This is a genomic window from Burkholderia sp. NRF60-BP8 (assembly GCF_001522585.2).
Classification (GTDB): domain Bacteria; phylum Pseudomonadota; class Gammaproteobacteria; order Burkholderiales; family Burkholderiaceae; genus Burkholderia.
The window spans coordinates 1016350-1027541 of record NZ_CP013373.1; the positions used below are offsets into that span (position 1 = coordinate 1016350).

An 11192-nucleotide genomic window follows, 5' to 3' on the forward strand; every position below is an offset into this window, starting at 1 on the left:
GGCGCCTCGATGTATCCCCGCCCGCGAGGGCACCAGACGGCGAGACGAACCATGATCTACAGCATGACGGGCTACGCGAGCGCGACGCGCGAACTCGCGACGGCCACCGGCAACGGCGGCACCAGCGTGTCGGTCGAACTGCGCACCGTGAACTCGCGCTTCCTCGATCTCAATTTCCGGATGCCGGACGACGTGCGCGCGTGCGAACCCGCGCTGCGCGAAATGCTGATGAACAAGCTGTCGCGCGGCAAGGTCGACGTGCGCATCAACCTGCAGCGCGGCGAGCAGGGCATCGGCGCGGGCGCGCTGAATCAGTCGGCGCTCGGCCAGCTTGCCGAGCTCGAACGTGCGGTGCTCGATTCGTTTCCGGGCGTCGGCCGCCTGCGCGCGGGCGAAATCCTGCGCTGGCCCGGCGTGCTCGCCGAGAGCGGGGTGTCGGCCGACGCGATCCGCGACGCGGTGCTCGCATGCGGCAAGGAGGCGATCGGCGAGCTCGTCGTCGTGCGTTCGCGCGAAGGCGCGCAACTGGCGACGATGCTGCTGTCGAACGTTACCGAGATGGAGGCGATCGTCGCGCGCATCACGCCGCTCGTGCCGGAGCTGATCGCGAAGCACCAGCAGAAGATCGTCGAGCGGCTGCAGGAAGCGCTCGGCCTCGCGGCGCCCGAAGGCGGCTCGACGGTCGTCACGCGCGAGGAAGCCGCGGAGCGCATCCGTCAGGAAGTGACGATGTACGGGATCCGGATCGACATCGCGGAAGAGCTGTCGCGACTCACCGCGCACCTGAACGAAACGCGTCACGTGATCGAGAAGGGCGGCCGGGTCGGCAAGCGTCTCGACTTCATGATGCAGGAACTGAATCGCGAAGCGAACACGCTCGGCTCGAAGGCGGCGGCGAAGGAACTCGCCGACGCGTCGATGGCGCTGAAGCTGCTGATCGAGCAGATGCGCGAGCAAGTGCAAAACCTGGAGTAAAAGCAACATGACCGAATCCCATCGCGACGGCCACGCGTCGCATTCGCTGCACGGCGGCGTCTATCCCGGTAACCTGTTCATGGTGGTCGCACCGTCGGGCGCCGGCAAGTCGACGCTCGTGAATGCGCTGCTGTCGAAGGACAGCGAAATCTGCCTGTCGATCTCGTACACGACGCGCAAGCCGCGCCCGGGCGAGCAGGACGGTCAGCACTACCACTTCACGACCGTCGAGGACTTCCGCGCGCGTCACGCGGCGCACGAATTCCTCGAGAGCGCGGAAGTGCACGGCAACTACTACGGCACGTCGCGCGTCTGGATCGAAGAGCAGATGAAGAACGGCCACGACGTGCTGCTCGAAATCGACTGGCAGGGTGCGTTGCAGGTGAAGAAGCAGTTCCGCAACGCGGTCGGCATCTTCATCCTGCCGCCGTCGCTCGATGCGCTCGAGGAGCGCCTGAAGAAGCGCGGCCAGGACGAACCGAACGTGATCACGCGACGCCTGCTGGCCGCCGGCAGCGAGATCGCGCACGCGTCGGAAGCGGAATACGTGGTGATCAACGAGAATTTCGAGCGTGCGCTCGCGGAACTCGAATGCATCGTCGCGGCGACGCGCCTGCGTTTTGCTTCGCAGTACGCGCGACACGCGGAGCTGTTCATCGAGCTCGGCATCCATCTGCCCCACGCGGAATGACGCGGGGCACGAGGGACATAAGGTAGAATAAGGACTATATTCAGAAGGAATTACCAACATGGCTCGCATTACCGTCGAAGACTGCCTGAAGCAAATCCCGAATCGCTTCGAACTGGCGCTCGCCGCCACCTATCGCGCGCGGCAGCTCGCGCAAGGCCATACGCCGAAAATCGAAAGCCGCGACAAGCCGACCGTCGTCGCGCTGCGCGAAATCGCCGCCGGCCAGGTCGGCGTCGAGATGCTGAAGAAGGTGCCGGTGTAACGCGCATCCGGCCCGTTCCAGCCATGTAGTCCCCGCGCGCAACGACTCGACCTGGAGGCGAATATGAGCACCACCCCATCGTCCGCCTCCGCGGATCCGACCACCGAAGCCCCGGCCCAGTCGCCTGCGCGCCAGTACATCGACGCGGTCCTCGAACAGTCCTTCCGGCATCTGTTCGGGCCGACCGCCACACCGGAGCAGCCGCGCAAGCACGGCGTCGTTTCGATCGCGAAACTGACGGCCATGCTTGCCGAATATCTCGCTCCGGACGAAATCAAAGAGGTCAAGGCGGCGTTCCACTTCAGCGACGAAGCCCACCTCGGTCAATATCGCCAGAGCGGCGAGCCCTATATCACCCATCCCGTCGCCGTCGCGGAAATCTGCGCCGGCTGGAAGCTCGACGCGCAGGCCGTGATGGCCGCGTTGCTGCACGACGTGATGGAAGACCAGGGCGTGACCAAGAACGAGCTGGCCGAGCGGTTCGGCCCGAAGGTCGCCGAACTGGTCGACGGCCTGTCGAAGCTCGACAAGATGGAATTCCGCAGCCGCGAGGAAGCGCAGGCGGAAAACTTCCGCAAGATGCTGCTCGCGATGGCGCGCGACGTGCGCGTCATTCTCGTCAAGCTCGCCGATCGCCTGCACAACATGCGCACGCTCGGCGCGGTGCCGATGGAAAAGCGCCGTCGCGTTGCGCGCGAAACGCTCGACATCTACGCGCCGATCGCGCACCGGCTCGGGTTGAACAACACGTATCGCGAGCTGCAGGACATGAGCTTCGCGAACTTCAACCCGCATCGCTACGCGACGCTCGAGAAGGCCGTGAAGGCCGCGCGTGGCAACCGCCGCGAAGTGATCAGCAAGATCCTCGAGGCCGCGCAGCGCGCGATGGCCGACGCGAAGATCGACGCCGAGATCACCGGCCGCGAGAAGACCATCTACAGCGTCTACCGCAAGATGCGCGACAAGCAGCTGTCGTTCTCGCAGGTGCTCGACGTGTACGGCTTCCGGGTCGTCGTCGACAGCCCGCTCGACTGCTACACGTGCATCGGCGCGCTGCATGCGCTGTACAAGCCCGTGCCCGGCAAGTTCAAGGATTACATCGCGATCCCGAAGATCAACGGCTATCAGTCGCTGCACACGACGCTCGTCGGCCCGTTCGGCGCGCCGATCGAGTTCCAGGTGCGCACGCGCAAGATGCACGAGATCGCCGAGGCGGGGGTCGCTGCGCACTGGCTGTACAAGAACGGCAGCGCGGATCTCAGCGATGTGCAGAAGCGCGCGCATCAGTGGCTGAAGTCGCTGCTCGACATCCAGAGCGAAGCCGGCGATTCGAGCGAATTCCTCGAGCACGTGAAGATCGACCTGTTCCCCGACGCGGTCTACGTGTTCACGCCGAAGTCGAAGATCATGGCGCTGCCGCGCGGCGCGACGGCGCTCGATTTCGCGTATTCGATCCACAGCGATCTCGGCAACCAGTGCGTGGCCGTGAAGATCAACAACGAGCTGCTGCCGCTGCGCACCGAATTGAAGAGCGGCGACATCGTCGAGGTGATCACCGCGCCGTATTCGAAGCCGAACCCCGCGTGGCTCGGCTTCGTGCGTACCGGCAAGGCGCGCTCGGCGATTCGCCACTACCTGAAGACGATGCGCCTGAACGAGTCCGTGCAACTAGGCGAGCGGCTCGTCGACCAGAGCCTGAAGGTCTATGGTCTCGCGCTGGCCGACGTCGAGCCGGAAGTGTGGGAGAAGCTCGTGCAGTGGACGGGCAACAAGAGTCGCCAGGAAATCTTCGCGGACATCGGCCTCGGCCGTCGCGTCGCCGCGGTGATGGCCAAGCGCATCGAGGTGCTGATGAGCGGCCGCGACGCGGACGACGATCTCCCGAAGTCCGAGCGGCATCCCGCGCATCACGCGCCGCCGGTCGTGATCACCGGCACCGAAGGGATGTCCGTGCAGTTGTCCGCCTGCTGCCGGCCGATCCCCGGCGACGCGATCATGGGTTACATCGGCATCGGTCTGGGCATGGCGATTCATACGACGGATTGCCGTGTCGCGCAGCGCATCCATCGCCGCGATCCGGGGCGCTGGATCGACGTCGAATGGGCGCCGCAGCCGGGCCGCCTGTTCGATGTCGCGGTGAAGGCGCTCGTGAAGAACACGAAGGGCATCTTCGCGCGCGTCGCGGCGGATATCACGTCGGCCGACGCGAACATCGTCCATATCGCGATGGACGAGGATCTGACGCACGAATCGACGGTGCTGCGCTTCGTGATCCAGGTCAGCGACCGCGTGCATCTCGCGAACGTGATGCGGCGCGTGAGAACCAATCCGGACGTGATGCGGATCATGCGCGAGCGTTCGACCGACGACGGCGCGCACGCGCGCCATGACGGCGGCATGCGCATCGAGCGCGAGCGGCAGGATTACTGACGCAGGCGCTCCTTGGTGGCGGGCGAATTCGACGATCGACGGACGGCGGCCTATGGCCGCCGTTTTCATTGGAGCTTGCTGAAACGCGGCCGACGTTGCCGGCGGCGTCCGGACTGATGGCGCGAGCGAGGGGGAGGTGGGCGCAAAAAGAAAAAGGGCTTTCCCGGAGGAAAGCCCTTTTAAGGTGGCGCGGCTGGCAGGATTCGAACCCACGACCCCTTGGTTCGTAGCCAAGTACTCTATCCAACTGAGCTACAGCCGCACGCAAAACGGTACTGCTTCAACTGTCGGAGCCTTCTGCGATGGGAAGGCCCCCAAAAAAGTGGCGCGGCTGGCAGGATTCGAACCCACGACCCCTTGGTTCGTAGCCAAGTACTCTATCCAACTGAGCTACAGCCGCACGCAAAAACAAACTTCTACTGCTTCGAACTGAAAGGGCCTTCGGTTCGGAAGGCCCTCGAAAAAGTGGCGCGGCTGGCAGGATTCGAACCCACGACCCCTTGGTTCGTAGCCAAGTACTCTATCCAACTGAGCTACAGCCGCACGCAGAAGCGGAAGTATAGCAGAGTCATATAAAAAGGGAAGCCTTATTCGCGAATAAGGTGGCATGGCCTTGGCCGGCCGCCCTTCGTGTACCCTTGGGGGATCAGTCATCCACGTTGAATCTGCATCATGAACAAGGCGTTTGTCAAAGAATCGGACGGTGACGACGACGATCTCGACCAGGCTCAACCCGCGATTCCGGCGGGCGCGAAGAACTACATCACGCCGGCCGGCCACAAGCGGCTGCGCGACGAGCTGCTGAACCTGATCGACGTCGAGCGTCCCGAGGTCGTGCGGCTCGTATCGTGGGCCGCGTCGAACGGCGACCGGTCGGAAAACGGCGACTACATCTACGGCAAGCGGCGGCTTCGCGAGATCGACCGCCGGATCCGCTTCCTGACGAAGCGGCTCGATCTCGCCGAAGTCGTCGACGCGAGCCGGCAGGAGAACGTCGATCAGGTGTTCTTCGGCGCGACGGTCGATTACGAGACGCCGGACGGCGAGGATCACACGGTGACGATCGTCGGGATCGACGAGGTCGATCTCGATCGCGGCTGCGTCAGCTGGATTTCGCCGGTCGCACGCGCGCTGATCAAGGCGAGGATCGGCGATACCGTCACGCTGATGACGCCGGCCGGCCCGCAGCCGATCGATATCCTCGATGTGCGTTACCCGGCCGCGGACAGCGGGACGTGAACCCCGTGGCCGGCCCTTCGCCGGGCAGTCCGGCCATCGGCGAGACCTCTTCGCGAAAAAAAAGCGCCTCGCGAGGCGCTTTTTTGTGCCGAAGCCGCTCCGGTCAGAAACGGTGACGCAGGCCGGCAGTCACCGCGATCTGCTTGTTGGTCGACGAAGCACCGCCGAGACCATTGACATAGGCGCCGAGGCCCAGGCCGTCCGTGCTGACTCGCTGATACACGCCTTGCACATACACGTCGGTTCGCTTGGACAGCGCATAGTCGGTCTGCAGGTTGAATTGATTCCAGCCCGGATGGCGGCCGTCCAGGAAGCCTGCGGTGTACGTGTACGACCCGGCCAGCGACAAGGCCGGCGTGAGCGCATAGCGTGCGTTGACTTCGTAGTTGTTGAAGCGGGCGAACGTGCCGTCGAGGGCCAGACCGTTCGACACGCCCGACGCACCCGCCGAGATGCCGAGCGCGCGGTTCACGCGCGATTGCGTGAATACGAAGCCGGCCGTGGCCGGGCCGAACGTGTAGTTCAGGCCACCGCCGAACACGCGCTGGCGCTTGCCGACGAACGTGTTGTCGCCTGCCACCGCGCCGGCGCTGTTGGTGACCGCAGCCGACGTGAGCCCCGAGATGTCGTTGTTCAACTGCAGGTAGCCGGCGCCGATATTGAAGCCGGCGTAGGAATACGACACGCCCGCGCTGTATGCGCGATTGTTCGAGAACTGGCTGCTGTTCGAGAAGCCGTACAACGCGCCGAACTTCAAGCCGCCGAAATTGACGCTCGTATATTTGACCGAGTTATTGATCCGGAACGAATTGTTCAGGTTGTCGTTATCGAACGGGTGGGCAAACTGGGTGCCGCCGAATTGCGTGCCGGTCAGCGACAGCGGCCCGATGTAGTCGACGACGCTATCGTACTGGCGACCGAGGGTGACGGAGCCGAACTGGTCTTGCGACAGGCCGACGAACGCCTGGCGGCCGAATTCGCGGCCATTCTGGCCGAGCGTGCCGTTGGCGATGTTGAAGCCGTTTTCCAGCACGAAGATCGCTTTCAGGCCTCCGCCGAGATCTTCCGTGCCGCGCAGGCCCCAGCGGCTGCCGTTGATCTGGCCGCTGCGTTCCGACCATGAGCTGTGCCCGCCCTGATTGTTCGTGTAGGTGATGCCAGCATCGATCAGGCCGTACAGCGTCACGCTGCTTTGAGCATGGGCTGCGGTAACGAACACGCCCGACAACGCGGTGACGATCAGGGTTTTTTTCATGGATATGTCTCCAAACACGATGATGTCGATCGAACCTGCGGTGGACTGGCGGTGGTTTGCTTGACGCTGTAGCCGGTCCGGCAGAACGGCGGTGCGCTTATCAGAAAGCCGTCTGCAGTGTACGGAGTGTGCGGAGCAGGGGTGTCTTACGCTTTAAGAAATAATATATTTTGGAATCCGCAAAAATCGGAAAAACCGCGCAAACGGTTGCCAGGCAAGGGTTTGTGGCGGTGCAGCGAAGAGAAATGACGATCAGGACTGCCGAGGGGGCGTTGCGTGATTGCGACAGACGGTCAGTGGAGGGCGGGGGCCGCTATAGCGCGATTATTGACACATCGGCAATAGAGGTTTGTGTGGAGCATGGATAATGAAAGGTAGTTCTCTCGCTATACTGCGATCTCTGCTTTCCGAAGCAGACTTTTTCGTTGACGGAAAAGATCTCCAAACCTTTGTCGGCGCGACTTCCCAGTCGCGCTTTTTTTTTGCCCGCTGCCCGGCGCGCTACGGCGTGTACGAGCGGCGCTTGCGCTTGCCCGCAGGCGCGGCGTCTTCTGCCTCGATCGGCGGCGGCGTGTAGGTCCAGTCTTCCATCACGTAGTGACGGGCATCCAGAGGCGATGCGAGCAGGTTCTGCCAGTGATCGCCGTGCCACGTCGTATCGAATTCGGTATCGCACGGCGCTTCGCGCGCGGACTCGGCCAGGGCGCGGGACTTGCGACGTACGCGCCCGAGCCGGCTCGCGAAGCGCATGATTCCGTCCAACCACATGACCCTCTCCTTCCTTTCGGCGTTGATTCAGGATCGCAACGTCACCGGATTTCCGCAACCCGGAAAAAACCCGAGGATTTTACCGAATCGATTTGTCCCCGGTAGGAATTTCACGCTCCGGATTAATGACGATCCGGTCCCGGTAATATTGACAGGTTCTTGATGCGCATCAATTAATTAAAGGCGATGGTGTACCGATTCCAGTGGTATTAGCGTCTTTTGGAGAAAGCGTTCGCTAAAAATTTTCTTGACGCGCCCGGATCGTCCAATTTATAAAGTCAGCACTCCGTCCTCGGGCGGAGCGCTGGTACGGGTGCTGGCGCGATGTTTCGGGATTTCGGGAAACGGCTATAAAAATAGCTTTTTTGATCTTATCGAGTGGGGAACGAAGACATGGATACCGGTATCGTGAAATGGTTTAACGATGCTAAAGGTTTTGGCTTTATTACGTCGGACAATGGCGGTGAAGATTTGTTTGCGCACTTTTCCGAAATCCGGATGGACGGCTTCAAGACGCTGAAGGAAAACCAGCGTGTTTCGTTCGAGGTCAAAGTCGGGCCGAAAGGCAAGCAGGCGGCGAATATCCAGGCGGTCTGACGCGCCTCGCATTGCCGATCACGTCCGGCCCCCGCATCGCGGGGGCTTTTTGTTTTCCGGGGACGGAACGAGCCGTCCGGGCTGGCCGCGAGTACGCATGCCGGTGCATACTCATGGAAGCATCGTTTCCCTGCCTTTTCATGTCCGATTCCCGTCCGTCCGATCCCGCCAGCGAGCAGCCGCTCGTCTTCGTCGACCTTGAAACCACCGGCGGTTCGCCCGCCGACCACCGGATCACCGAAGTCGGCGTGGTCGAAATCGGACCGCTCGGCGTGTCGACGTGGACGAGCCTCGTCAATCCGGGGCAGGCGATTCCGCCCTTCATCCAGCAACTGACGGGCATCTCGGACGCGATGGTGCGCGATGCGCCGACGTTCGCATCGCTCGCGCCGGCGCTGTTCGAGCGGCTCGACGGCAAGCTGTTCGTCGCGCACAACGCGAGCTTCGACCGCGCTTTCCTGCGCGCCGAGTTCGAGCGTGCCGGCCTGGCGTTCAATCCCGATGTGCTGTGCACGGTGCGGCTGTCGCGCGCGCTGTTTCCGCGCGAATCGCGGCACGGGCTCGATGCGTTGATCGAGCGGCATGGGCTCGTTCCGGCCGCGCGCCACCGGGCGCTGGCCGATGCCGACCTGCTTTGGCAGTTCTGGCGCCAACTGCACGACATCGTGCCGCTCGAGCGGCTGCGCGACCAGATCGCGCGGACGACACGCCACTTCCGTCTGGGCGGCGACCTGACTGAGGCTTGGCTGGATACCGCGCCGGCAGGGTGCGGCGCGTATGCGCTCTTCGGCGAGCGTGACGAAGCGCTGTATGTCGGCCGCAGTGTGCGCGTACGGCAGCGGCTGCGCGCGCTGTTGACCGGCGAGCGCCGCTCGTCGAAGGAAATGCGGCTGGCGCGGCAGGTGCGCCGCGTCGAATGGCGCGAGACCGGCAACGAGCTGGGGGCGATGCTTGCCGAAGCGCAATGGATCGCCCGCTTGCGTCCGTCGTACAACCGGCGTCCGGCAGCCGACGGCGCTCGCGGGGGCGGCGCGCCCTGGCCGTTCGAAGGCGCGGTCGCGTTCGAGGCGAGCGGCGAGCGCCGCCTGTTTCATGTGATCGACGGCTGGTGCTATCTCGGTTCGGCGGAATCGCTCGATGCAGCCGCACGGCTTGTGGCCGACGCGGCGGGCGGCACGTTCGAACCCTTCACTCATCGCCTGCTGCAGACGCATCTCGCGCGCGGCCTGCAAATGATTCCGCTCATGGCGCTGACGCCGGCGGACTGAGTGCCCGACAAACTGCGCGTCTAGTCGGGTTACGTTAGGACTTTACCGCACTGGTCACGCTCAAACATACGAGCGCCACGGTGCGATCCGCGTCCGCGGCGTCAGCCGATCGCGCTGGCTCCGCCGGCAGCGCAGACATGCGACAGCGCGGTATCGAGTGCCTGCGTCTGCGTGGAATCGTAGCGCGTGAGCGTCTTCCAGTTTGCGATGCTGCGCGCGAGTCGCGCCTGGCAGTCGGGCGCATCGCGCAGCGGGGCGACCTGCGCGAGACCGGCGAGCATTTTCTGCGTCAGCCGATCGAGTGCCGGGCGCGTGCTGGTCGCGAGATCGGGCGGCGTGCCTTCCGGCGGCCGCGTCGTGCGCCAGGTCGCGAACAGTGCGTTCTGCACGTCCTTGCTTGCGGCGATCTGATCCTCGAAGAACGTGCGGGCGAATGCGGGATCGACGCCGGCTTGTACGGCGCGTTTTTCGACTGCGGTGAGCAATGCCGCTTCGCGCGGCCCGTCCTCGATGGCCCTGTGATTCGCCCATTTCCATCGCGCGACCGGTTCGGCGAGCGCGAGGCGCTGCGACGCGAGCGCCACGACGTTGGTGAGGGCGGTGTCGTCGCCGTCGGCGCGAGCGATGTGAGGAGACGAAAAGAGGGCGACGCCGAGCACGGCGACAGCGAGGCTGGCACGAATGGCTTGCTTCATCGGAGCGATCGGGAGGGCCGGGCGGGCCGGACGTGGAAAACCAGAAGGATAGACGAAGACAGTCGCGCGGCGCAGCGTCGCGACAGCAGAATCAGCGGGCGAGCCGATCCGGCACCGTCAGGCTGTTGCGGCCCGGGTGCGAGGCGAATTGCGCGCGAAGCGCACGAATGAACCGCACGATAGCGATGATCGACACGTGGCGGTTACAGAACCGAACTGACGTTCACTTCGGCGCGTACAGCTTGTGCTGCTCGTCGAAGAACGCCCGAACGTGCTCGGGCAATTCGGCGAGAAATTCCACGCCGACGGGTTCCGGATCCGGGCTCATCACTTGCTCGGGCGGTGGCATGCGAGTTGGTCTTTCGTCCATGATCGTTTCTCCAGCAGGTGCAATGATTATCAACCTCGCGCTCGGATTTATGCCAGCGGCGAATCGTTAGATTTTGTCTCTGTTGTATTAACGGCACATGCGTTCCGGCGCGCGCTGCGATCCCCGGTATTGCACGCTGCACGATCGGCAACAATCGGGCTGCTTGTTATACTTGCGCGCACTTTTTCCTGGACCGCGATGAGACGAACGACGCGATGGATCGGCCTCGTATGGCTGGCGCTGGTACTGAACGTACTGTCGCCCGTCGTCGGCTACGCGCGTCTCGCGTCGAGCGGCTCCGGCGCGCTCACGCTTGAGTTGTGCAGTGCAGCGGGCGCGCGTCAGGTCGTGCTCGCGCAAGCGGGCGACGACCGCGACACGGCGTCGTTCGACCATGCCGGCGTCCCGCATTGCGTGTACTGCCCCGGCTTCGCGGCGAACGTCGCGCTGGGTACGAGCCTGCCCGCGATGCCGGGCTTCGTGCGCACGTTCGCGTATCGGGCAGCCGCTCCGATCGTTCCCGATGTGCCCCGCAAGGGCATCCGTCTCGCGCAGCCGCGCGCCCCGCCTGAAAACGTTCCGGTCTGATTGATGTCGTCCGCGCGCCCCGGTGGCGCGCGAGCCGCCCGCGATCCTGGTCCG

General features: G+C 63.9%; 12 protein-coding genes and 3 tRNA genes. 8 read left to right on the forward strand and 7 right to left on the reverse strand.

The window, feature by feature from the left end; translation table 11 throughout:
- Positions 1 to 51: 51 nt before the first annotated feature.
- The 4 genes from WS54_RS18010 (at position 52) to WS54_RS18025 (ending at position 4358) form a co-directional block, all read left to right on the forward strand.
- Entirely contained in the window at positions 52 to 975 is a 924-nt protein-coding gene (locus WS54_RS18010) for a YicC/YloC family endoribonuclease (RefSeq protein WP_034206677.1), read from the forward strand.
- A gap of 7 nt (positions 976 to 982) precedes the next feature.
- Positions 983 to 1666 (forward strand): guanylate kinase, encoded by a 684-nt coding sequence (gene gmk, locus WS54_RS18015; protein ID WP_059779637.1) that lies wholly within the window; start codon positions 983 to 985, stop codon positions 1664 to 1666.
- Positions 1667 to 1724: 58 nt separating this feature from the next.
- Positions 1725 to 1928, forward strand: a complete 204-nt coding sequence (rpoZ, locus tag WS54_RS18020) for a DNA-directed RNA polymerase subunit omega (protein WP_006025620.1) — start codon at positions 1725 to 1727, stop codon at positions 1926 to 1928.
- Positions 1929 to 1991: 63 nt separating this feature from the next.
- A complete protein-coding gene (locus WS54_RS18025) occupies positions 1992 to 4358 on the forward strand; it encodes a RelA/SpoT family protein (protein ID WP_034206679.1) in 2367 nt (788 codons plus the stop codon).
- Positions 4359 to 4543: 185 nt separating this feature from the next.
- On the opposite strand, the gene WS54_RS18030 is transcribed toward WS54_RS18025, so the two are convergent.
- The 3 genes from WS54_RS18030 to WS54_RS18040 all read right to left on the reverse strand — a co-directional run bounded on the left by WS54_RS18030 (position 4544) and on the right by WS54_RS18040 (position 4901).
- Positions 4544 to 4620: transfer RNA gene (locus WS54_RS18030), tRNA-Arg, on the reverse strand.
- 61 nt (positions 4621 to 4681) lie between these two features.
- Positions 4682 to 4758, reverse strand: a tRNA-Arg gene (locus WS54_RS18035).
- A 66-nt stretch (positions 4759 to 4824) separates the two neighbouring features.
- Positions 4825 to 4901 (reverse strand) — tRNA-Arg (locus WS54_RS18040).
- Between the two features lie 129 nt (positions 4902 to 5030).
- Here WS54_RS18040 and greB point away from each other — a divergent pair.
- Positions 5031 to 5597: a transcription elongation factor GreB gene (greB, locus tag WS54_RS18045; protein ID WP_034206680.1), complete on the forward strand. Its 567-nt coding sequence runs from the start codon at positions 5031 to 5033 to the stop codon at positions 5595 to 5597.
- 103 nt (positions 5598 to 5700) lie between these two features.
- Here greB and WS54_RS18050 read toward each other — a convergent pair whose 3' ends face one another.
- A complete protein-coding gene (locus WS54_RS18050) occupies positions 5701 to 6852 on the reverse strand; it encodes a porin (protein ID WP_034206681.1) in 1152 nt (383 codons plus the stop codon).
- 501 nt (positions 6853 to 7353) lie between these two features.
- Positions 7354 to 7620 (reverse strand): hypothetical protein, encoded by a 267-nt coding sequence (locus tag WS54_RS18055; protein WP_034206682.1) that lies wholly within the window; start codon positions 7618 to 7620, stop codon positions 7354 to 7356.
- A 393-nt stretch (positions 7621 to 8013) separates the two neighbouring features.
- Here WS54_RS18055 and WS54_RS18060 point away from each other — a divergent pair, with 393 nt between their 5' ends.
- Complete coding sequence (locus WS54_RS18060; RefSeq protein ID WP_027783827.1) at positions 8014 to 8217, forward strand: cold-shock protein; 204 nt, start codon at positions 8014 to 8016, stop codon at positions 8215 to 8217.
- A gap of 140 nt (positions 8218 to 8357) precedes the next feature.
- Positions 8358 to 9485, forward strand: coding sequence for an exonuclease domain-containing protein (locus WS54_RS18065; RefSeq protein ID WP_059779639.1), 1128 nt, complete (start codon positions 8358 to 8360; stop codon positions 9483 to 9485).
- A 101-nt stretch (positions 9486 to 9586) separates the two neighbouring features.
- Here WS54_RS18065 and WS54_RS18070 read toward each other — a convergent pair whose 3' ends face one another.
- Together WS54_RS18070 and WS54_RS33865 are read right to left on the reverse strand one after the other, a co-directional pair.
- A complete protein-coding gene (locus WS54_RS18070; protein WP_059779641.1) occupies positions 9587 to 10180 on the reverse strand; it encodes a chorismate mutase in 594 nt (197 codons plus the stop codon).
- Positions 10181 to 10403: 223 nt separating this feature from the next.
- Positions 10404 to 10508: a chorismate mutase gene (locus tag WS54_RS33865; protein ID WP_162499609.1), complete on the reverse strand. Its 105-nt coding sequence runs from the start codon at positions 10506 to 10508 to the stop codon at positions 10404 to 10406.
- Between the two features lie 240 nt (positions 10509 to 10748).
- Between WS54_RS33865 and WS54_RS18075 the strand changes: the two genes are divergently transcribed.
- Positions 10749 to 11138 (forward strand): DUF2946 domain-containing protein, encoded by a 390-nt coding sequence (locus WS54_RS18075; RefSeq protein WP_059779643.1) that lies wholly within the window; start codon positions 10749 to 10751, stop codon positions 11136 to 11138.
- Positions 11139 to 11192 lie beyond the last annotated feature (54 nt).